Genomic DNA, 22,030 nt, shown 5'->3' with positions numbered 1-22,030 from the left:
AGCCTCGCAGCCGCCGTCACTGATGGATCAAACACAACTCGATAGCCTGTTGTGGGGTGGCTAATGCGGGGCCGTTTGCAATGTTTCGACGAGAAACTGGCACAGCGCAGTGATTTCCGCTTCGCTATGCCCGGCTGTTGGACAGATTCGCAACCCGGCACGTCCTTTCGCGACCGTTGGAAAGAAGATCGCCGAGGTATAAAAACCCTGGTCCAAGATTGCTTTCGCCGCGCCAATCGTTGCGAGCTCGTCGCCGATTTCTATCGTCCTGATGGGCAGGTCGGCGTGCGTGAATGGCGTTGGAAACAAACGATCGAATAGCTTGGTATTTTCTCTCAAACGTTGTTGCAACATGGCTAGCTCGGATGTCCTGTGCAAAGATTCTGACGCAAGCGCAGCACCAATGGCCGCGAGATTCGGAGAAGCGGAAAACGCGTGAGGCAGCGAAAATCGCCGGAAGAGCTCGGCTTGGCGCGCAGTGCCAAGCATCAAGATGCCTCCCGATGCACCAAACCCTTTGCCAAGAGAAGCAGCGATAATGGTGTGTTCCCCGAGTTCCCCGCCAAAATGGGAGCGAGCAAAACCCTCTCCGTTGTCGCCAAACAGCGAAATCCCATGTGCGTCATCGATATATAGGAAGAGACCATAACGCGCTTGCAGGGCAAGAAGCTGATCGACAGGCGCCGCGCCTCCCATGGAATAGACGCCGTCGCATATATAGGCGACGCACGGATTCTCGCGGCATATGACCTCCAGTGCTTCCAGGTCATTATGCTCGATGGTAATCACTTCCGCTTCTTCGGCAACCGTTCCCTTGTGGAAAGCCAGCGTCGCGTGCGCGAACCGATCGAATACCATAATCGGCTTGACATTACCCGTCAGATGACCCGATGCCAGAAGGGGTAATGCGCCCATGTTTGCAGCAAGGACAGATGAATAGGCAATGACATGCGCAGAAAAGAGATTGGATAGCGCTTCCTCAAGTTGCCCCAGAAAATCGAAATTGAGACGCGTACGCGCACATGACCAGTGCAACGCGCCGCACTGTGCGACTGTCTCTAGGGCGCCCTCGATGATTGCAGGATGGTTGTCAAGGCCAAGGTAAGAACAGCGGACAAAATCGACCACGCGACGACCTTTCGCCGCGCCTGTGCTTAACTCCACTGCCCGGCCATCGAGCGGACGGGCGTAAAGTGCCATCAGTCCCTCAAGGTGCGCCGTGGCAAAGTACGGATCAGCATAGTCAATTAATTTGCTTGTGTTGCGATGACGCTGAACGGCTTGTGTCGTGGCATTTTGTGGTTGAGCCATGTTGGTTCCTTAATGCGGCAAACGAGCCGGAGTACTTCTATTTGAGCGAGTTATTCCAAAGCCATAAAGTGCAAGGAAAGTCCCGCGGCAATATTCGGCCGGTTTCAAACAAATTTCTATAAAGGCTCTGTGAAATTATAATAATATCTCATGACGTATACGAAAGGTGTTGTTCCTATTTCGCTTGTTTACACCAACGTTCGCTGAAATACTGCGCTTGAAGCTTGGACGCATTCAATCTAGGCCGCAACTTCCATCGCGTAACCTGCAGAGCGCACCGTTCGAATAAGATCCATACCGAGTTCTCGGACGAGTAATCTGCGAAGCCTTCCAATATGAACATCCACGGTTCGCAATTCGACAAAAATGTTATCGGGCCAAGCCGCGCGGATGAGCTCTTCTCTACTAAAGACCTGTCCCGGTAGTCTCGACATTTTGCACAGCAGCCTGAATTCAATCGGGCTGAGGTGGATATCCTTGCCGTCTCCCCGTTGCACGCGGTATTTGTCGGCTAGTATTTTGATCTTTCCGAATGAGATAATGTGCCCGTCGTCCCCGGCGGGCTTTTCGCCTTGGTGAGAGGAAACGATCGAATGCAAATAGGCAAGGAACAACTCGGGCGCAATCGGGCGTACAAAAGCCTGGTCGACACCGGCCTTGAGAAGTTCTAGATAGCGGTTCCCGCAACCAGGTGTGACAAATGCAACAATGGGCACACCACCTGCAGTTTTGCTTGATTTAACCTCGATGCAAATGGCAGGAGCAAGGCTTGAGTCCGGCTGACAATCGACGATGACCGCCGAGACATCACCCGATTCTACCCGCTGCACTGCTTCCTGCACAGTCTCGGCCATGCGACTTTCGAAACCATCGGCCTTAAGTATATGTTGTAACATCAGGCAAAACTCGGCGTCGCGCGAACAAATCAGTATCAAAGGAAGCATTTTTCTCTTTCCTGTGCCGGAGTAGCTGTCGAGGAAATTGCGAACAGCGAGGAGGATGCAATTTTGTTGCAACAAAATATCCGAACATTCTTGATGTGAAAAGTCATAATTTTTGCTCCATTGAATTGCGACGCTCCGTTCTGGAAAGCTTCTGCTTTATCGAGCACTCGCCTGGTCCTGTTCGCCTTGCGTCACCACTCGAAATTTGGAATATTGCAGTTTGAGCAGCAAATGTGGCCAGCTCAACGCTTGATCGGTTGATACCTCGACTGCCAGGGACGACACGTAAAGACAGGGCTGCCTGTCGTGTCTCACGAATCGTGATGGAGAACGTCCGGCAAATCGACACCATCCTGCCGGCTTCACGCGGGAGCACGACATGTTTGAATTCGCTTGTTCATCAACCGACGACGAAAAAACGGTTTGGAGCGGAAGGGATACCGATGCGGCGATAGAAGCCGCTAAATCATTATATGGGAAAAATGCGAGTGTTGCAGCAGCTTGGTGCGCGCTCGGTGCGCGGTGCGATGGGCGAACCACCGATTATCGCTTCTGGTTCGAGATTTTCCAGCGGTTACAAAAGGACAACATCAATCCGGCATAGGCTGCACCAGCTCGCGGCCGAGTTGGCATTCCGCCCCGACAAGGCCTACAAGCAGCGGCACAGTTCTGTGATCCACCCTGGTAGCGTATGCGTTGCAGATGGCGGCTGCCGGCAATGGCCTCACCAGGAAAAGACTGGAAGGTGAAAGGCACCGCTGCATCGCCCGGCAAGGCTCAATCGTGCAGATTCGTGCGGTTAACATGAAAACGATTTGCTCAGTACAAGACAGCTTCATAATCGTCACCACTGGTTTCGCCCGGATCACCAACCTTTGAGGTCTCCGGGATTCCGATTGAGCCGTCGGCCCATTTTCCAATCAAGGCCGTGACTGGAACGTTCAATTCCTTGCAAAAACAATACAGCAAGCTCAGGGAAATATTGGCTTGGCCCCGCATTATTTTCGTCATGTGTGTGTTCGAGATGCCGACACGCTCGGCCAGGTCCTTCAACTTGATACGATCGCGTTTGCGGATTGCGTTCAAGGCGGCAGCCATGCGCGTTGGAAAAATCGCCGACTCCACACTTTTCTCCAACCCGCCCTTGTATATCGGCATTAAATATTCCCTTAATTCACAACAACCATCGGCTGCTTGTGTCCGCCCACCTACATTAGTCGCTGGATATTTACTCGTATCCAACGGAAAAGAAAGACTAACAGGATCGGCCCAACTGGCGCATTTGCGGCCGTCGGCGGCCAAATTGCCGCTCCAGAAATAATACTCTAATTTGATTCATGAGTCATCTGTGGCACAATAGGCCAAACTTGAGCTGCATTGAAACTCATCAATTCAACCCTATGAAGATCGTCCTTCGCCAGCATCCGACGTACACGATCGCCGAGATTGACGATTCCGATGCATTGGCATTGCGCCGATGATATGACAATTCCTCAACCGGCACGGATGATCAAGCGGCCCTTGGTGTCATCAAAAGTGGGGGATGGATCGTTTGTGACTGCCTCAATGGGCACGATAAACCGCTTCTCGCTCCCGTCCGCCAGCCGCACACCTACACGCTTAAGCGCCTTTTGCGCGCCCGATGGTGATCCGCTTGCCCGTTCGGACAGGCCTACACATTACCAATCGTGCTCCGGAACAACGCTTAAGAATTTATGGTAAACAAGAGGTTACCGTGAACGCTTGCCGGAACAGACCAAATCATTTTAAAACTCGTCCATGGCACAGCATTCCGACGATTTGCGCGATTATCTCAAGCAAGACGATTTTGGCTACTTCCATATGTCGCTCGTTGACGGCAAGTCCATCGCCTTTGCTCCTTCCATGGATCAGCATAACCCGCCCGCTGGCAAGGCGCTTGTCGCTGCGGCCGATGGCCCTGTGCTCATGCGCCTTTCCGACACCTTGAAACTGTCCGGACACAACGTCTTCCTGATGAACATCGAGGACTTCGACGAATTTGCCGAAATGATCCTCGCCGGCGACATCAAACCCGTTCTCCCGAACTGACGCGCAAGCGCGACATTCCTTCATGAAGCGCTGATGCTTCGGCCTGGCCGTTCCGGCCGCTGGATCATCCTCGTGCATCAGGGGGCCTCCCCTCTTTTGCAACCATCCTTCGGGGTGTCCCCGTTCTTCCTCCTTGCCGTCGCGGGCTTTGCCCGGCGACGAGCCGCGTCGTGCAGAACCGGCGCGGATCCGCATGCGCGGATTTTGCGCCGTCCCTTCGGGCGGGTGATCCCCCTCCCCTTTCGTCAAGTTGCAAAATTCACCCCGGTCTCGCCGACGGGCAAGGGTTCAGGAAAGGGCCTGAACCCTGCCTGTCCATTTCTTTTTGGGAGAAAAGCCGATGACCGCAACAGCCAAGACACCACGCCGCGATCTTTATCAGGAAATCACCGACAAACTCATTGCGGAACTGAAAAAGGGCGTCTTTCCGTGGGCGCGGCCATGGAAAAGCTTTGCCGAGACACCAGAAGCGCAACCGCTTGCATCCTTTTCCATGCCGCGCAACGCCAAGAGCCAGCGGCTCTATTCCGGCATCAACACCCTGTTGCTGTGGATCGCCAAGGATGAAGGCGCTTACAAAAGCAACCGCTGGCTGACCTTCAATCAGGCCAAACAGCTTGGCGGATGTGTCAGCAAGGGCGAGCGCGGAACCCTTGTGGTTTACGCGGACAAGTTCATTCCGAAAGAGGAACGGCAAGCCGCAAAAAAGGAAAATCGCGATGCGAAGCCGGTTTTCTTCCTCAAAGGCTTTACCGTTTTCAACGTCGATCAATGCGACGAGTTACCGGAAGAAGCCTTTGTCACCGTCACGCCGGAACTGGCAACCGTGCCGGAGCGCAGCGCCGTCATAATCGCTGCCGCCAAGATCGATCTACGCATAGGCGGAGATACCGCCTATTATACCCCGCAAGGCGATTTCATCTCCATGCCGCACCCGTCGCAGTTTCCCGACCGGCTCGATTTCGAGCGGACGTTTTTTCATGAGGCCATTCATTGGGCTGGTGCAACCAGCCGCCTTGACCGCGACTTGAGCCGCTACCACTCCGATAACAGCGAGCGCGCGCGCGAAGAGCTTTGCGCCGAACTAGGCGCAAGCTTCGTTGCCGCGGCCATGGGAATTGAACCCACGGTACGCCATGCGTCCTATCTCAAATCATGGCTCGCCGTTTTGCAGGATGACAAGCGCGCAATCTTTCAGGCCGCCCGGCTTGCCAGCCAATCCGCCGATTATCTGCTCGCCTTTGAAGCCAATGCCGAACCGCAATCCGAGGACGCCGAGGACCTGACTGAGGCCGCTTGAAAGCGGCTTCATCCCTTGCCCCGAGAAAGGATCACGCCATGTGCATGTTCAATCCCGAAAAGGCCACCTTCACGACAACCGACGCGCGCACCGGAGAAAGCTACACGTTCGAGAACGCCGAAAAAGTTGGCGACCTCTACATTCATCCGCGTCTGCCGCTCGACGCGCCCGACTACACCGTTTCCAACGTCAAGGGCGTCATCATCTGCCACACGCGCAATCTCAGCCATGCCCGCGCTGCCGCGCAGATCATACAGGACGCTATCAGTTCTGATCAGGCCAATTGGGACGGCAACACCATTGAAGAGACATTCCGGACCATCGAAGCGCGGCGCATCAGCCACGATATCACCCGCCATTTAACCAAGCCTTGATGCGCCTTCCCTCTTTTGATGAAAGGAAAAACCCGATGATCCGCACAACCCGCGAACAGCGCCAAAGCCTTGTCAAAATCTGGATCAGGCACAATTAGGCAATGACCTATCGGTCTTTCCGCAAGACCGTCCACGGCACCGTCGGCATGGAGTTTGTCATTGCCGTTCCATGGTGCGGCATGTGGCTTGCCAACGAGCCGGACGGTTACACCCACAGCTAAAAACAAGGACGACAACCATGAACAACACTCATAGGCTTTTCCCGCCTGAAGAAATTCAGGAAATCCGCGAGATCATAGATCAATTGAGTCTCGAGGCGGCAAATGTGCACCTTGGGATCGATGGTGCACCTCATCCCGACAAAGCCGCCCATGCATGCCGCAAGCTCATCCGTGCCTATGCCAAGGCCCCGAATAGGTCGAATGGAATGACGTGCAGGACGCGCTTGCATCCGCCCTCGCCGCCTTCGACCTCCCGGAATGGTTTCTGGATGTTCCCATGATTGATGGCGACCGCGACCCCAATTCAGACTGCGAGACTGGCCAGATGCTCACGTTGAAAGAATTTCGCGCGGCCCGCACACCCGGAATTGGACCTTCCTGCGCGTCTTGGCGTTGATCCCGATAGCGTCGCCAAGACCGGCTATGTCTATGCAGGAGATACCTACATCGAAGACAATCCCGACGATGCGCGCGGCAAATATTACCTTCTCATCGAAAGGACCGATTGGATCAGCAACGATCTGGAGGAACTGGAGGTGATTCTATGGGCAATGGCTGCAATGACTTACATCCACTTCGATCCAGCATTCTATGAACAGGCTGAAGACGGTGGCCCGTTGATCAGTGGCGAAATGCTCGACACTTATATTGTCGCGATTTGCACGGCTTTTAAAATGCCGGTTGACGGCGATTTGTTCGCGGCACTGTTCAGCGGAGATAATCAGGAAGTGCCGATCGATCGGGCTTTTCGCATGATCGTTGACGCGATCGAGTTGCAGCGCGCAAGACCATGGCCAACCTTGCTTATTTGAAATATATGGAATATATATATATTCTGAATTATCAGCAGAAGGGTTCCGCCATGCGGACATTTAGCACCGTCGAACTCACGCAGCAAATCGGCACTGTGACCCACGTTGCCAGCAAGGAACCGGTCACGATCACGCACCATCGAAAGCCGCGCTTCGTTCTGATGAGTATCGAGGATTACGAAAAAATGCAGGGACGCGGCCGACCCCGCCGCGTTTATGGCGTTGGAGAAACACCGCCGGAACTTGCTGACATGCTCGCGACAGAACTTGAGCAGCGTATTAACGACGGTTCTTCTGACTATGACGATTGACCAATATAAGGAAGGCCACATTGTCCTGTATGCCTATTTGTGGAAATGGCAACGCGACCTTGGGCGTGACGAAGGGGAAAAGGATCGTCCCGCCTGTGTTGCCTTGGCCTTTAGGAACGATGCGCAAAATCTTACCCACCTCGTCATGCTTGCTATTTCCGGGACACCGCCGACAGCCGACCAGACGGCAATCGAAATCCCCCAACTCGAATTGAAACGAGCCGGGCTGACCGATTCAAAGCGGGGCTGGATTACTGTTTCGGAATACAACTACGATATCCTTGAGCAGTCATGGGATTTTCCCATCAACAGCCCACCACAAGGCCGGTTCAGCCGACCCTTTCTGAAGAAGGTGCAAGCCGCCACTCTTATTACCATACGCAGTAAGAAGGGGCGTGTTGACCGCACGCGCTGATCCTTTGTGGGTTGACGCGGGCATCGAGCCTCCCCGCAACCCCTCACTTCGTTCGATACCATCAGGGACATCCTCCATTCACGCGGAGTACTTGCTGAATTTAGCTAAATCAGCTAAATTAACTAAATCAGGGGATATTCTTGGAGGCCCATTATGCCAACATTTTCATTGACCGAACTTGGCAACAAATCGGGCGAAGTCATCGAGGCCGCCTTTCGCGGTCCTGTTGATATCACCAGTCGCGGAAAGCGCAAATTTGTCCTGTTGACCGCTGATCAGTTCGACCGACTCAAGCATGGTGCAAGTGCACAACGCGTTCATCGCGCTGATAGACTCGGCGCCAAGGAACGGGAGCATTTTCTTGTCGGTCTTGATCAAATAGCAACTGAGGACAGTGGCCAGGATGACTAAATTCGGGCCCGGCGATGTCATCCTCTATTCCTATTTGTGGGGACGGGAATATGATCGGGGCGAGGAAAGCGGACGCAAGACCCGACAGACATGCGTAATGATTATTTTGCGGGGACAGGAAGGCAAAAAAACGACCCTCCTGTTTCCGATTGCCAGCCGTCGGCCAGACCCGCGGGCAGATGCCATCGAAATCCCCGAGATCGAGGCGCGCCGTGCCACTCTTTACACGCCCGCCTGGATCATCGTGGATGAATTCAACAGCGACGATCTGGAAACATCTTTCGCCATCGAGGACGCCGAACCTCTTGGAGCGTTCAGTCGAAAATTTATGGCGCGCGTTGCGGCCGCAGCCGCTATTGCTATCCGCAAAGGATCGATCCGGGCTATTCCCCGGCGCTGACAAATTCCTCATCCTTCTCCTTTGCGCAAACATCGGTTTGAACGGTCGATATCCCGACACCCCCAGTGGCGATTGTCTTGTCTGTTCACAGTAGGACCACCGTCCAAATCATGGCTTGCCCTGTTGCTGCGACCGGCCCCGTCTGTCGCGGGCTAAAACATTGTGCAGACCGCGACCAGGTGGGATCGCTCAGATGGCGTCTGCCGATGCTATGAACGGGCCAGCCCAGCAGCGTCCCGATCAATGGCGTATTGCCATGGCGCAGCGAATGCCGTTCGCCTCGCCGTCCTGCTGTGCAACTGATGGAGGCTGTGGAGATATCCCTGACCACGCGGATGAGGGCTATGTCGTCAAAGCGTTATCGAGCAGTCGGGAACACGGGTGTAGAAGCCATTTTCAAATCTCCTGATTGGCCGGGATCATTCCCATAACGCCCCTGATCGAAGCGCCGCCGCCGTGCCGGTCAACCCGCTGCATTTCCCTTTCGGGCGGTATCCCCATAATCGCTGCGCGATCACGACTATCGCCGCCCCTGCGGGGTGGGTGATCCCCCTCCGCCCTTCAGGTCATTCCGGGGTCAAGCCCCAAGCCAGCCAAGCGTCCGCCTCCTTGCCCCAAGAGGGTCAATCCGCCGTCCACTTGATGTCCTGGTGTGACCGGCCCGACTGCCCTGCGCTTTTTCTGGGGGCGTCAACGGGAATGATCCCGGCCAATCAGGAGATTTGAAAATGGCTTCTACACTCGCAACCCTCTCCCGCACCGAAAATGGCTTCCGCGGCACCCTCTCCACCCTGACGATCAAGGCTCCCATCGCCGTCCTCGAAAACCGCACCAAGAAGGATGGCAGCGACGAACCCGACTTCCGCGTCATCGCCACAAAGAACGGCTTTGAGGTCGGCGCCGCGTGGACCCGGACAACGAAGACCAGCGGCAAGGAATACATCTCGGTTTCCCTCACCGCCCCCGAATTCGGCAAGATCTTCGCCAACATCGCGCAGGCACCCGGCGGCAAGGAAGACGAATACGTCATGATCTGGAACCCCGGTGAGAACTAATCAACAGCATGACAGACCCCGCCTCGGCGGGGTCTCATCCTGTTGATTGCACCGCACAAAAGGGCAATTATCCACGGAAAGGAACAAGACCATGGCGCAGCCAGCACGCCCGCAAACCACGGAAAACATTGTCTTTTCTGCGCTAGCATGCTACAAGACAGCGTCATGGACGTTGTATTCTCAACCGTCCTTACCACCAAAGAAGAAGCCGTTGAACTGTACGAAAAGCATTTTCGCACGCTCGACGAAAGCGTCTTTGCGCCGATGGTCCGGGGGATGATGACTCATGAGTTCGAGGGCATTTTCGCCATCATGCGCGGTTCCGGTAATGAAGTGAGCATTCCTGGCATGGCCTAGGTCTGGCTTTGTGAAGCGGGCTTTTTCACGGATGAGGAAGCCATGTTCCTCGTCGACATGGAATTTGCGGCAGGCAAGGCCCGTGCCGCCTGATGAGCAGCGACGATCCTTACGTTTATCCCGGCACCAATGTCCTGAGGAACCTGTTCAACGAGCGAGACAAATCCAAGCTTGATGAGCGGAGCAGTTTGTCACCACGCGGGCCATCATCGACCTTGAGGCTCTTTCCGAGCGCCCCTTTCGGGCCGCCTTGGGTGGACGCTGCCGAGACTTTCAAACTCAGGACGATGATCGCTCCTTGCATTTCGCATCGCCCGTCATGCTTCCGGCTCATTTTGGCGTGTTCATCTGCGTTGCGTTCGCCGTTTCATCCCGTCGCACCATCGCAAACGAAACCCATTCTGGTGTCTGGTTTTCGCCAGGACGCTCGGGACAACGGCTCACTTTTGACTTATAAGCCAATCTCCGTCGCGCCTTCTATCTGATTCCAAGCTGACCTTCGGTTCGACCAACGAGGTTGGTATTTGTCTTGATCTGATCGCTTGGGATAGAGTTCGCTGCTATAGGCCTCTAAATGGCAGGATAGGACTTCTGGTGCCAGAAGTCCGTTTCGCCCGCAGGGCGATAAAAGGTACCGCTCTGGCAGTTTACGAGAACTGCGATTTTCGGGACGTGAACAGGGATTATTTGCAGGCGAGATTCTCGCACTCTCATATGCCGAAAGTCTTAGAATCTCAAACTCTCAAATTCTCAAGCTATCAGACTCTCAAAGTTTCAAAGTCTCAGATTCGCACAGTTTGAGACTCTGAAACTCTCGGATTCTCAAACTCCTAATCTCTGATTATCCGAGAACTGAAACAGGGTTGCGTCGTCGAGAAAATCGAATTCTATTTTCAACGATCTTCCATTCGCCTGCTGTAATCCTTCGCGCCCAGTAAGACGTGGTTTCGGTAACTCTGCTGATAAGGAGCTGGGGACAGTGCGGGCTTGCGCCCTGAAATCAGTCCGGCCCGTTTGTCGGGATCGGGTCAGTCTCGTCGATCTCTGGGAAGAAATAAGTGATTGGAACTCGTAGTGCGCAGGCCACCACGTAGAGTTTAGAGGCGCTGACCCGATTTTTCCCGCGTTCGTATTTCTGAATTTGCTGGAAAGAGATGCCGGCCTTTCTCGCAAGTGCCTGCTGCGAAACACCAATGGCCTCTCGTCGACGGCGAATTTGCTGACCGACGTAGAGATCAACCGGATGACAGTGAATGGAAATTATAGCTTGCGCACCTTGTCCGAGAACAGTTTGCTGCTCCATTTGTTTTTCCCTATTTAAAGACTTTTGCCTGACCAGGTATGCCGTGCTCGTTCCCCGGATTGGTATGTCCTGCTGACAATAGACGAAAATGCAACTTATGCGCGTCTACCGAACGGTGTACCTCGGTGGAGAGATAGCCGGATGAATGCAAAACACGGGACCGTTCAGCCGGGTCGAGAGACTTTATGTAGGCATAAATGGCATCCTGACAGGCCTGATGATCTTTGATCCCAAGTGAGATACCCTGACAAACTACGGCCCTCCATCGCACAACCTGAATTTCCTAAGGACAATGGCGGAAGGACGGGACAGGCGGCTCGTAGAGCGCCGTTGCCTCGCCGGTCGCATAATTGAACTTGTTGCGTCCCGCCGTCAGACGCAGATCCTTGCCGTAGATGGTGCCATCGACATGCACCGAGCGTGAGACCACGTCGAAGAGATCAACAGCCCCCTGCCCGGAGGCAAAGTTCCCGCCCTTCGCGCCGAAGGTGACGTCAGCGCCGTTGACGGTAAAACCACTGAGCCGCCCGTCGGCGCCGATATCAGGTGTTCCCGTCGTCAGCGTCGCATGCGGCGTGTTGATGAAACCGCAGCCGGATTGGCAATGATCACATCGGCCGGCCCGCCGAACACTTCAACCGGACCTTCCAGTGCAGAGCGGTTTTGCTTGGTCACCTCGTTGAGGATCACCGTTGCCGGACCGGAATTGCGCAAGTTCGCATTGCCGGGGGGTCGCACCGCCCAGCGCCGAGGTGCCGACCTCGCCATTGTGATTGTTCAAGATCAGCCCGGGTGACCCGACATTGAAATTGTCGTATTTGTTATGAGATAGACCTTGGCCGTTGGGCGTTACGATATCGACCAGTGGTACGCCATTCGGCGCCGCCCCAATCCCCGGTTGGTTGGCAGCGGGTGCCGTGGTTTCCGGTGTGACGCTCTGCGCCGCTACCAAAGCCGGCTGAAACACCAGGTGTCCAGGCTTCGTCTTCATCGCTCTGTCCCCGATCCATGCGGCTTTGCCTGGCGCTATTTCGTGTACGCGATCGCTATCCAGCCCGGAAACAGACGGAAATTGCCACCAGACAGCCGGCGAAATGCGCGAGGCGTCAATGAATTCTCTCTGATTGGCAGAAAGCCCAGGACGTTTGGATTAACTCGTGCCGCAAAAGCGCCAAGACCGCAGCTACCGATCGATAGAGGCAGCGACACAAAAAGTTTCCGAATGTTAACGCGAGGCGCCCGCCTGCTCTCAGAGCTAAAATAGGGTTGCATCTTCGAGTAAATCGAAATATCACACTCTAGTGTTAGTAATTGAAGTCGTCAGCAGCAACCGCGATCGTTCAAATCCGCCCATCAGCAACCGTACGGCAGCCGATCATATGAACGCCAGAAGGATCCCAACGCACGTCAACGCAGCCGGGTTAACGCTCGCCATCACCAATCTGAAGGGCGGGGTTGGCAAGTCAGTTTTGACCAGTCTGATCGCCGCAGAATTCGCCCAGCAGGGCGCGTCGGTTCATGTCGTGGATTGCGACGAACAGCAATCCACGACGAGGTGGCATACAGTCTCCCGGCAACGCGGTTACAGGCTTGAGGGCATCGGGCTTACGGCCATTCCAGCTACCCAGGACTTCCATACCGCTGTAGCTTCGATACCGGCCAGCGACATCCGGCTCTTTGATGTCGGCGGCTTTTTCCATGACAGGGCAGTCGAAGCCTACAAGCAATGTGACGCCGTTCTCATTCCCGTCATCAACGAGGCAACTTCCGCCACGCAAGCTATGGCGATCCGCAGCATCCTTGAGACCAACGGAAAAGAGATGCAGCGGCCGGTGATTCCCTACAAGGCGATTTTCAACAATCTTCATCCCTTCAATATCAATTCGCCAGCTGTAGCTGAAACGGCCAAGATACTGGTCAACGCAAACTTCCCCTTGGCCAAACCCATAATCAAGACCCGCGATTACTACGCCCGTGTCGCGGCCGGTTGGGGAACCCTCTATGACTGGCGCGCACATTTCGAAAGTAATCCGAAACTGACGCCGTCAGCGAGGCAAAAGGCGCTAGAGCCTGTCTACGGCGCGATCGAAGGCGTCAATATCCTCAACAATGAAATCATTCAGCTTCTGAGGGAGGCGCAGACATGAATGAGAAGAGCGACGAAGAGAGTCTGGACAACAGCATCCTGCAATTTGCCAGAAACCGTCGCGTGCCAGAATTGCCTGATGTGAAAATTGCGGCCGAAGGCGATCCCGGCCTTGCCTTTACGCCGCCTTCGCAGACCGCAGCGTACTTCGCCACAAAAACCAAAAAGCAACTTGAGTCTGATGGTGCGAGCGAAAAGCCACGCCAGAGATCGACGGTTCAAGAACGCATGAAAGATTATGCGGCGGGTGTTGAGTCGGCGCATGCGCGACTGACGTTGCGTTTGACTGAACCGCTGCTTTCCCTTGTGTGGACGCTGTCTCAACAATACCGGGAAATCCCGACCAAGACGGTCTATCGTCTCATCAGGGAAGCACTGGAAGCCAGAAAGTTGCTTTGACCATGCCTAATCCCCGAATATTTTTTCGTATCAAAAACTCCGTCGCGAACGATCTGCAGGCGCTGGCAAAACGCTTCAAGACCACACCCGGCAGTATCGTCAAAATGATCGTTCTGCGCGAGGTTTCGCAAATCCCCGCCCTTCTCGACGAACATGACCAGGCGTTGCGGGAAATCCAACAATTTCACCGCGACCTCGTGGCGACGTTGGAGGATTATCTTGAGGAAATGGTGGATCCGGGAAAGCGTTCCGGGGTTCGCAAGATCATATCGGAATTGAGCGAACAGTCGCAAACGATCGATACCCTGCGCAGCGCTGCCACGCCTCGTGCCTCGCCTTTCATTGCTACGCTTGTTCAGCGCCATGACGAAGAACCCATCCAAACTTCTTTCCCGTATTGAGGCGGCCAACCGGGCACTGCCGACCTATTTCGAGAACATCGAGGACAAACGCCGTGGTCGCGGCAGCGGCGGTGGATCGAGTGGCGGCAAGCGCTCCCTTCCCGCTCCTGCAATGCTGTCACAGCACGCAGCGCACGGCTTCGGTGTCGCAACTGCCGTAAGTCGTGCGCAGGGCAACAACGCCGTGGTGCTTAAGGTCTTGAGTTACGGTGCCGGCGCCAATTCCGCTCGCAATGTCCTCACCTATCAAGCCAAGGAAGAAAAAGCGACCGACCACAACGGCCGCGAAATCGCCGACATCGAGAAAGCCATTGAGGACTGGAGCCGTGAGTTCGAAGGGCGAGAAGGCTCGAAGGATGTTCTTATTCTTAGCTACGGGCTAAAAAATGCTGACCGTGAGACGGTCAACCGCGCACTTGAACGCGCCGCCTCTGAGGGGTTCTACGATCAGGGCGATACAGAGCGCTCATACGCTTTCAGCACCAGTCCTGATGTTAACGACCAGACGCGGCTAACGCTCGCTCTCATTATGGCGCACGAAAAGCAGAGTCGCGTTGACAAGAGTAAGGTTAGCCGACTAAATCCGACACTCGATTTGATCCACCAGATCGATCGCCGCATCGATGGCTTTCTGCTCGGCGAAGGCGTTACGCCGGTATCTCGGTGTCAGGCCAAGACCGCATCCGGACGGAAGGGCCTGAGCGCCACGCTGCACGCAATGACGCGCGGTGGCGTCGAGGTGACGATCTCGACAAAAACCCGCATCAAGGACCGGAAAGACAGCGCCGGCCAGTATGAGCGCGGTCCTGACCGGCGTAGCGTCACCACACGCGACCGCAAGGCGATCACCCGGGAGAGCGCAACCATTGCGTCTTTGATGCACACAAACCAGAGTCGCGATTTCATGCACCTGCTCATATCCGGACCCGCCAATGTTGACCGCGACCGGTTCGTCAAGGCAGGGGCAGCCTTCCTGAGCGCACAATTCGGCACACACCGCTATACCTATGCCGTCCACAATCGCGATGACAAATCAAAGCACCCTCACCTCCACGTAATCGTGGCCTTGCGTGATTCGCGCGGCAAACGCCTTGATCCCAGCATTCGTGATTTCACCGAATGGCGGATGCGCTTCGCCGAAAAAGCTCGCGAGCGTGGTATCCAACTGGAACCGCAAAAACGCAACGATCGTGCCGGACCCCCACAGATCAAACGCTGGGAATGGGAACTGTTCCACCGCATGGGCGCGGCCTCCCCGGCAACCCTGGCGGACAAAGTCCGCGCGAAGATCCATGACAAGCCGACTACTCCCAAGCTTGCGGCGGCAAGAGCGCGCTTTCGGGACACCAGGAAAAATCTGAACCGCGTCATTGGTATGCTCGATCGCTTGAGCAAAGACCGGTCGGTGTCGAGTACAGCCCGCGAGTTGAGCCAGGATTTGCTTGCCGGGCTCACACGCGAATACGACCGCCTCGAGACAGCCATCCGTGACGGTCGCAACCCCGCTTTAGTAAGAGGTGAAGTACATATGCTCAGGACAACTCCCATCTCACAATCCCAAGCCGACATTGCCAAAGAGCGCGTGGCCAAGGCCGTCGTCGATGTCGCAGCCAAGCTCACCAACCCGATCGATAAGGAAACGTTCAACAAGGCGGCCAAGGTCATCACCAAACTGGTCGACCTGCAGCTAGCCTCCCGCATCGATGTCCGGATAAAAGATCGTGACACGCAGCCGGCTGCGATGAGCACCAAGAGCGCGGGCGGCAAGGACCGTGTTGGCGAACGCGAAGCGCAACCTAGAACATCGACGCACAAGGTGGTGGATATCGGCCGCACGCAACTGGCGCTGCAGGCGAGAGATCATGCTGGCAGAGACGAAGAGCACGCGACCAAACCTTTCCCGCCGGAACAGGAGCTTCAACACTCGAGAGAAAACGTTCGAACCATCAAAGTGCGCCCGCCGCGATCCAAGGAGGGGGAGCGGGACCGGTAGTATGATGGAGGGCTGGAGGATGGTTACGCCATGCCACCCATGCGGATCCGGTCGCCAAGCCGAGTGATGGCCATTTTGTAGGTTTCGTCCATCACCGTCGATTCCGGAGCGCGGGATGCGTCCGTGATCGGGATGGTCAGAGAATAACCTTTGAGCGGCGGGTGAACGGGGAGCCTGATACCGAGCGGCTTGAGGAGAAGCGGCGAGTAACTGCCCAATGCGACGATCGACGTCCGCACTCAACTTGTCCTTGTCTGTATGGATCCCGCGCACCCGTTCGCCCCCGACAACACGCCGTTCATTCGACGTCTGCTGTCGGGGGTCGAAGCGGACATACTTGCTCAGTGACGTGTTACGACGGGATCGAATATCCTTTGCAGGAAGGGGCGAAGGGCAGTCCGCGAGTGTTCCCCCGAAATTCGATGTCCGCATTCAAACACGTGGAGCACAACTGGAAGTCCGGCGTCGGATAGAGCTTCGGAGAATATCTCGGCTTGGGCGACGGGAGCGCGGTCGTCATGCCTTCCATGCAACAGGATCGTTTCCGACCGGATTTTATGCACGTGATGTATGACCGAGCGCACCAGAAAGGCTTCGCTCGATAGGCCTGCCTCCTTCTGGATTGCCCATCGCAGGCCTTGCGAACTGTTTTCGAAAGTCGCTTTGAGATCGTAGACGCCGCTAGATAGAATGATTGCGCGCAGATCAGAAACATGAGCGGCGACCATTGCCGATGCAACGGCCCCCCGGCTGTGGCCATAGAGAACGATACACTCAGGATCGACAGACGGTTGTTCCCGCAAAAAGGACAGAGCGGCTATGATCGCCTGCTGAGTCCTCGGACCGCAGAAATCGGCAGGACCGTCTGAAGCGCCAAAACCGGGCTGCGAGACTGCCGCCGCAGTGATATTCAAACCAGAACAGAACCGAAGCAACATTCCCGTATCGACGATCTCCCTCGCTCCGATGAGAAGTCCACCCTGATTGCCGTGAACAATTAATATTGCTCCTGCAGGCGTTAAGCTCGAAGCTTGAGCTTGAAAAAGCTCGACTGTGGCTCCGTCACCCCGGTGACCGCCGTTGGCGCGTTCTCGTCAAGCTATAATCGATTATGCTACTCTTTTGCCCCGTGTACCACGCATTCGAGTCTGCAGCCGCATTGAGGATAGCTAATAACTTATTGATATCACTATGTGGAACATGCGGAGCGGAAGTTAAAAAAAAGACAGCTTCTGCTATCCATCGTTAACCATATCGATAACTAACAAGTATGAATAGTTAGCCATCTGATACGAATTTCTTGCTATCTTGAACGAGCCATAACCAATCTGTGACAGGTCAGGCCGTTCTGAAACGCGCCGCAGAATTGGACGTGCTTTCCGCCAACCTGCCGATCGACCGCCGCGAGCAGCTCGCCGCGCTTCTCACCGACGACGATGTGGCAACGCTCAAGCATCTTGCACACAACGGCATGGGCGACAATACCATGCGGGCGCTCGCCTCGGACCTTGCTTACCTTGAAACCTGGTGTCTGGCTGTCACGGGCACTCCCCTCCCCCTGGCCGGTGTCGGAAAGACTGCTTTTGAAATTCTTTGCCCACCATCAGTGGGATCCCGCCGGACGCGAAAACAATCCGGAACACGGCATGCTGGAAGAGATAGCGGTTGCGCTGCAGGCCAATGGGACGCTGCGAAGCGCCGGGCCGTATGCGCCAAGCACCGTTCGCCGCCGGCTGACCAGTTGGTCAATCCTGACGCGCTGGCGTGGGTTGGTCGGGCCTTTTCCCGCCCATCCCTGAAGAGCGCGCTCCGACTGCCGGAGCGCGCAAACCATCGGCCGCGGCAGAGAAAGAGCAAAAAGGCAGTCACCAGCGAAATTCTGGCGAAGCTATTGGATGCCTGCGCCGGCGACAAGCTTGTCGATCTGCGTGACCGCGCACTACGGCTGATGGCCTTTGCATCCGACGGTCGACGGCGGTCGGAAGTGGCGACCCTAATGATCCCGCCTCCCCTCTCCTGCCCTGCCTGCGCATTCGCGCCTTGGCCGAACCAAGACCACGACGTCCGATGACGACGAGCGTGTCATTCTGATCGGGCGTCCGGTCATGGCATTGCGGAGATGGATTGACGAAAGCAGAATCGAGACCGGACCGGTCTTTCGGCGCATCGCTCAATGGGGCAACGTTGATCGCCGGGCGCTGACGCCGCAATCGGTCAACCTGATTTTAAAATCACGCATTGCCCAAGCCGGTCTCGACCCATCGCAGTTTTCCGCTCACGGGCTGCGCTTCGGCTATCTCGCCGAGGCTGCAAACCAAGGAATTCCTTTGCTGGAAGCGATGGAGCAGTCGCGCCACAAATCCCTCCAGCAAACGTCGGCCTAATAAAACGGCGCTGGTCGTAAGCATAACCGCGCGGCAAGGCTATTCGCTTGAACGCGACTATTTCCTGCCGGCAACCTGTCCTGCCGCTTAGAGCTGCACCCTAAGCACACTAAGCATACCATTTTTGCAATAGAGTGGCCTGAGGGGCGGCGAGCGATAGGTGGAAAACCTGGAAAGGCCCCGCCCCTGCGGGTCATGGCTCGACGCCCGCGAAAAAAGCCCGGCGCGGGAGGAGGTGCGCCGGGCTTCGATAGCGACCAACAGCTCGGGAGGAGGTGTGCTGTCCGTCGGATCGAAGCGGCTCGGGAGGAGGTGAACCGATTCGATAGATAAAGGATAATGTTGCGGCGCACCAATTGCAAGGTCTCTTAAGGCATCCGCGCGGCGTGACACTATCGCAAGATCGCCGACGACAATCCAGGTTGAACCAGGCATGCCGAAGGGCTTTGGAATTCACTGGCCTAAGCCTGCAGATTGTCCGCCGACAACTTACCTGTCTTACGATCCTCGATCAGCACATTTAAAGTACCGATCGCCATATCAGCGTGGCTCTCACCGCTTCCATCAGATGCATGCATTCGTGCTCTGCCGGAGCGATGATAGACATTGAGGCGGCAAAGAACCGAATTGAAATTACAAGCATACCTATTGCTGGATCTGCGCTTGAGGTTGCGAATGCGAGCTTCCAGCCGTCGCGGCAGTTGCCGCCAATTTCATTACCCGGTTGGTAGGGAAACAGTCAGCAAGGCGGCGAAGGTGTTCAGGCTGGTCGATGACCAGGGGCTGGACTCCCCTATCGATACACGACCAGGGATACGTGCCGTCTAACGACAAGCATAGCCAAAAACATGACGGGCAAGACGGCTGATGGACCGTACGTTGCGCTGTCGTTGGCGCGTCGCTTAAAAGTTGTCCGCGGACAACTTTTAAGCATTGCTTTGGTCTCGTATTCTGCTCCCCCATTACCGCATTCAATCGGCCAAAACGACGTTATAGTTAAGTGTTTGTAAATCGTTTACGAATCGGAGCATATTGTAACTGCGCAGTTTGAATGAATCCTGCATCAATTGCGCAGTTCGAGGACCAGCCGATGTTACAAAGACCCAGCCAGAACAATGAGCAGGAACACCTGCCGTCGATGCTATCAGCGGATTCGATAGAATTGTCACGGCAGCTTCAACTGCATCAGCAGAAGATTTTCCCGCCAACATCTCAAAAGACGATCCGCCAATTCGCACCAGCGGAAGCCGCTTACTATATCGGCATTGGTGAGGGTTACCTGAGACAGGTAGCTTCGGAAGGATTCGGACCCGAGCCGCTAGCAAATGGCAGGCGGTTGTACACCCCAGACGATATGGATAACATTCGCCGATCTCTCGATGAGAAAAACGGTTCCCCAAAGTACATTCCGAACCGGCGCCCCGGAGAAAAACTTCAAGTTATTGCGGTCATGAATTTCAAGGGCGGATCGGCGAAGACAACGACCTCCGCTCACCTAGCCCAATATCTCGCTCTTCGTGGCCATAGGGTTCTGGCCATCGATCTCGATCCACAAGCTTCGTTGTCGGCACTCTTCGGTCATCAACCGGAGCTAGATGTAGGCGAGGGCGAGACGCTTTACGGTGCGATCCGTTACGAAGGGCCGCGACCAATCGCGGAAATCGTTCGGGCTACATACACTCAGAACCTGCATATTGTACCGGGCAATCTCGAGTTGATGGAATTCGAACACGAGACACCGAGAGCCATCACGTCCGGATCGGCAGAGTCCATGTTCTTCGCTCGCATCGGGGAGGTTCTGACGGACATCGAGAGTCTCTACGATGTGGTTATTATTGACTGCCCACCTCAGCTTGGCTTTTTGACGATGTCCGCATTATGCGCAGCGACGTCCGTTTTGATCACCGTGCATCCACAGATGCTCGACGTGATGTCCATGTCGCAGTTTCTCGCGATGACGAGCGAGATGATGGCTGTGGTCGAAAGGGCAGGCGGCCGCACCAGCTACGACTGGATGCGCTATCTCGTCACGAGGTACGAACCGAACGACGGTCCGCAAAGTCAAATGACCGGCTTTATGCGCGCCATCTTCGGTAACCGGATGCTGCACAATCATATGCTGAAGTCTACTGCCATCTCCGATGCCGGCGTAACGAAACAAACACTCTACGAGGTTGAACGAAGCCAGTTCACTCGGGGCACTTACGATCGTGCGATGGAATCTTTGAACGCGGTAAATTCAGAAATCGAAGGCCTCCTGAAGTCGACTTGGGGGAGGAAATAATGGCTCGCAAGAATTTGATTGAAGTTTCTGCCGACGGCGATGCGGCTTTCGATAAAGCAACGGCGATGACTTCAGCGAGGCCTATCGCTGGGTTCATTGCTCCTGCAGTTCGCAGTGCTCCCATCGGTGGCATTACGAAGACGCTTGGTAATATCACTCAAAAATTCGAGCGTGCTCAGGATATCGAAAAACAGCTGGCAGAAGGCCAGATGATTGTCGAACTTGATCCGACCTTAGTCGATGGATCGTTCATCAGTGACCGACTTGGTATTGACCCAGTGGAACTTGCCGAACTCGTCGGCCAGATCAAGGACCATGGACAGCAGGTACCAATTCTCGTCCGTCCGCACGCAGAAGCTAAAGGCCGATATCAGGTAGCGTACGGTCACCGTAGGTTAGCAGCCGTCAAGGAACTTGGCATCAAGGTTCGTGCAGTTATCCGCGAACTTTCCGATGATCAACTCGTGGTTAGTCAGGGCCAGGAAAACAATGCCCGAACGAATCTGTCATACATTGAACGCGCGCTGTTTGCTGTTCGCCTCGAAGATCGTACGTTTTCCAGAGACACAATTATGGCCGCGCTTGGCATTGATAAAGCCGCCCTGTCGAAAATGATCTCCGTTGTACGTCAGATACCGATCGAGTTGATAGAAGCGATCGGGAACGCACCGGAGGTTGGAAGGCGGCGATGGATGGAGTTCGCTGACTTGCTCCCGAGGGCTAAAGGTAAGGACCTGGTGGCGCTGTTGTCCGCGGACAACTCCAGAACACTTTCCAGCGATCAACGTTTTCAACGAGCGGTCGATGCTCTCAACGGGAAGCCAGAGAAGGCTAGTGAAGCCTCCCGTACCCAGGCTTGGATTCCGGTTGATAAATCAGGCAGTGTTTCGCTGAATGGCACCCAAAAGAAGGCCTCAATCAGCATTAAAGCGGATTACGGCCTTGAGTTCGCAGAGTTTATCACTGGCCAATTGGACGGTCTCTACGAGGCATACAGAAGGTCAAAAAGGGAAACTACAGGAGACTGAACGCGCAAAAGAAAAAGGCCCCCAAACGACGTAGTCGCGGAAGCCCTTCTCATAAGTCTGAACAGCTAGAGAATCGCATTTCCACGAATCACTGTCAAGAGTCTTGATCGT

22 protein-coding genes and 4 pseudogenes are annotated in these 22,030 nt (G+C 55.2%); 19 read left to right on the top strand and 7 right to left on the bottom strand.

Translation table 11 applies throughout. The annotated features are described in order from the left end of the window. Positions 1-60 precede the first annotated feature (60 nt). Entirely contained in the window at positions 61-1,311 is a 1,251-nt protein-coding gene (locus BLM14_RS22480) for an 8-amino-7-oxononanoate synthase family protein (RefSeq protein ID WP_100002062.1), read from the bottom strand. Positions 1,312-1,550: 239 nt separating this feature from the next. Continuing rightward, entirely contained in the window at positions 1,551-2,255 is a 705-nt protein-coding gene (locus tag BLM14_RS22475) for a response regulator transcription factor (RefSeq protein WP_100002061.1), read from the bottom strand. Positions 2,256-2,634: 379 nt separating this feature from the next. On the opposite strand from BLM14_RS22475, the gene BLM14_RS22470 reads away from it, so the two are divergent. After that, on the top strand, positions 2,635-2,859 hold the full coding sequence (locus BLM14_RS22470; RefSeq protein ID WP_100002060.1) for a hypothetical protein: 225 nt from the start codon (positions 2,635-2,637) through the stop codon (positions 2,857-2,859). 215 nt (positions 2,860-3,074) lie between these two features. Here the strand turns inward: BLM14_RS22470 and BLM14_RS22465 are convergent, their stop codons facing one another. Then, positions 3,075-3,557, bottom strand: a complete 483-nt coding sequence (locus tag BLM14_RS22465) for a helix-turn-helix domain-containing protein (RefSeq protein WP_133123866.1) — start codon at positions 3,555-3,557, stop codon at positions 3,075-3,077. A 477-nt stretch (positions 3,558-4,034) separates the two neighbouring features. On the opposite strand from BLM14_RS22465, the gene BLM14_RS22460 reads away from it, so the two are divergent. The 11 genes from BLM14_RS22460 to BLM14_RS22410 all read left to right on the top strand — a co-directional run bounded on the left by BLM14_RS22460 (position 4,035) and on the right by BLM14_RS22410 (position 9,981). Beyond that, positions 4,035-4,325, top strand: a complete 291-nt coding sequence (locus tag BLM14_RS22460; RefSeq protein WP_100002058.1) for a hypothetical protein — start codon at positions 4,035-4,037, stop codon at positions 4,323-4,325. A 340-nt stretch (positions 4,326-4,665) separates the two neighbouring features. Beyond that, complete coding sequence (locus BLM14_RS22455; protein ID WP_100002057.1) at positions 4,666-5,625, top strand: ArdC family protein; 960 nt, start codon at positions 4,666-4,668, stop codon at positions 5,623-5,625. Positions 5,626-5,663: 38 nt separating this feature from the next. Further along, positions 5,664-5,999 (top strand): hypothetical protein, encoded by a 336-nt coding sequence (locus tag BLM14_RS22450; RefSeq protein ID WP_100022264.1) that lies wholly within the window; start codon positions 5,664-5,666, stop codon positions 5,997-5,999. Between the two features lie 238 nt (positions 6,000-6,237). After that, entirely contained in the window at positions 6,238-6,501 is a 264-nt protein-coding gene (locus BLM14_RS22445) for a hypothetical protein (protein ID WP_100002055.1), read from the top strand. An 87-nt stretch (positions 6,502-6,588) separates the two neighbouring features. Continuing rightward, positions 6,589-7,032: a hypothetical protein gene (locus BLM14_RS22440; RefSeq protein WP_100002054.1), complete on the top strand. Its 444-nt coding sequence runs from the start codon at positions 6,589-6,591 to the stop codon at positions 7,030-7,032. Then, entirely contained in the window at positions 7,011-7,343 is a 333-nt protein-coding gene (locus BLM14_RS22435; RefSeq protein ID WP_335672083.1) for a type II toxin-antitoxin system prevent-host-death family antitoxin, read from the top strand. Before BLM14_RS22440 ends, BLM14_RS22435 begins: the two co-directional genes overlap by 22 nt. Next, positions 7,333-7,758, top strand: a complete 426-nt coding sequence (locus BLM14_RS22430) for a hypothetical protein (RefSeq protein ID WP_100002053.1) — start codon at positions 7,333-7,335, stop codon at positions 7,756-7,758. Before BLM14_RS22435 ends, BLM14_RS22430 begins: the two co-directional genes overlap by 11 nt. Before the next feature lie 153 nt (positions 7,759-7,911). Beyond that, a complete protein-coding gene (locus tag BLM14_RS22425; protein WP_100002052.1) occupies positions 7,912-8,169 on the top strand; it encodes a type II toxin-antitoxin system Phd/YefM family antitoxin in 258 nt (85 codons plus the stop codon). Further along, a complete protein-coding gene (locus BLM14_RS22420; RefSeq protein ID WP_100002051.1) occupies positions 8,162-8,569 on the top strand; it encodes a hypothetical protein in 408 nt (135 codons plus the stop codon). Before BLM14_RS22425 ends, BLM14_RS22420 begins: the two co-directional genes overlap by 8 nt. Positions 8,570-9,297: 728 nt before the next feature. Next, positions 9,298-9,624, top strand: a complete 327-nt coding sequence (locus BLM14_RS22415; protein ID WP_100002050.1) for a DUF736 domain-containing protein — start codon at positions 9,298-9,300, stop codon at positions 9,622-9,624. Between the two features lie 165 nt (positions 9,625-9,789). Continuing rightward, on the top strand, positions 9,790-9,981 hold the full coding sequence (locus tag BLM14_RS22410) for a hypothetical protein (protein ID WP_133123865.1): 192 nt from the start codon (positions 9,790-9,792) through the stop codon (positions 9,979-9,981). A 1,000-nt stretch (positions 9,982-10,981) separates the two neighbouring features. Here BLM14_RS22410 and BLM14_RS22400 read toward each other — a convergent pair. Together BLM14_RS22400 and BLM14_RS22395 are read right to left on the bottom strand one after the other, a co-directional pair. Beyond that, positions 10,982-11,284, bottom strand: a complete 303-nt coding sequence (locus tag BLM14_RS22400; protein WP_100002047.1) for a helix-turn-helix domain-containing protein — start codon at positions 11,282-11,284, stop codon at positions 10,982-10,984. Positions 11,285-11,606: 322 nt separating this feature from the next. Then, positions 11,607-12,254: pseudogene (locus tag BLM14_RS22395) on the bottom strand (two-partner secretion domain-containing protein); the annotation flags it as partial. 409 nt (positions 12,255-12,663) lie between these two features. On the opposite strand from BLM14_RS22395, the gene BLM14_RS22390 reads away from it, so the two are divergent. The 4 genes from BLM14_RS22390 to BLM14_RS22375 are packed head-to-tail and all read left to right on the top strand — an operon-like array spanning position 12,664 to position 16,223. Beyond that, positions 12,664-13,431 (top strand): ParA family protein, encoded by a 768-nt coding sequence (locus tag BLM14_RS22390; protein ID WP_133123864.1) that lies wholly within the window; start codon positions 12,664-12,666, stop codon positions 13,429-13,431. After that, positions 13,428-13,829, top strand: coding sequence for a hypothetical protein (locus BLM14_RS22385; RefSeq protein ID WP_100002045.1), 402 nt, complete (start codon positions 13,428-13,430; stop codon positions 13,827-13,829). The genes BLM14_RS22390 and BLM14_RS22385 overlap by 4 nt, the downstream gene beginning before the upstream one ends. A 2-nt stretch (positions 13,830-13,831) precedes the next feature. Further along, positions 13,832-14,230: a hypothetical protein gene (locus tag BLM14_RS22380; RefSeq protein WP_100002044.1), complete on the top strand. Its 399-nt coding sequence runs from the start codon at positions 13,832-13,834 to the stop codon at positions 14,228-14,230. Further along, positions 14,193-16,223, top strand: coding sequence for a relaxase/mobilization nuclease domain-containing protein (locus BLM14_RS22375; RefSeq protein ID WP_100002043.1), 2,031 nt, complete (start codon positions 14,193-14,195; stop codon positions 16,221-16,223). The genes BLM14_RS22380 and BLM14_RS22375 overlap by 38 nt, the downstream gene beginning before the upstream one ends. A gap of 26 nt (positions 16,224-16,249) precedes the next feature. Here the strand turns inward: BLM14_RS22375 and BLM14_RS22370 are convergent. Beyond that, positions 16,250-16,499, bottom strand: a pseudogene (locus tag BLM14_RS22370) (FAD-dependent oxidoreductase); the annotation flags it as partial. Between the two features lie 65 nt (positions 16,500-16,564). Beyond that, positions 16,565-17,293, bottom strand: a pseudogene (locus BLM14_RS22365) (alpha/beta hydrolase family protein); the annotation flags it as partial. A gap of 260 nt (positions 17,294-17,553) precedes the next feature. Here BLM14_RS22365 and BLM14_RS22360 point away from each other — a divergent pair. The 3 genes and pseudogenes from BLM14_RS22360 to repB all read left to right on the top strand — a co-directional run bounded on the left by BLM14_RS22360 (position 17,554) and on the right by repB (position 21,919). Beyond that, positions 17,554-18,607: pseudogene (locus tag BLM14_RS22360) on the top strand (site-specific integrase). A gap of 1,090 nt (positions 18,608-19,697) precedes the next feature. After that, on the top strand, positions 19,698-20,891 hold the full coding sequence (gene repA / locus BLM14_RS22355; RefSeq protein ID WP_100002204.1) for a plasmid partitioning protein RepA: 1,194 nt from the start codon (positions 19,698-19,700) through the stop codon (positions 20,889-20,891). Continuing rightward, on the top strand, positions 20,891-21,919 hold the full coding sequence (gene repB / locus BLM14_RS22350; RefSeq protein ID WP_100002041.1) for a plasmid partitioning protein RepB: 1,029 nt from the start codon (positions 20,891-20,893) through the stop codon (positions 21,917-21,919). Before repA ends, repB begins: the two co-directional genes overlap by 1 nt. Positions 21,920-22,030 lie beyond the last annotated feature (111 nt).

The organism is Phyllobacterium zundukense, from assembly GCF_002764115.1.
Lineage (GTDB): Bacteria > Pseudomonadota > Alphaproteobacteria > Rhizobiales > Rhizobiaceae > Phyllobacterium > Phyllobacterium zundukense.
This window is presented reverse-complemented; position numbering and strand designations above follow the sequence as displayed.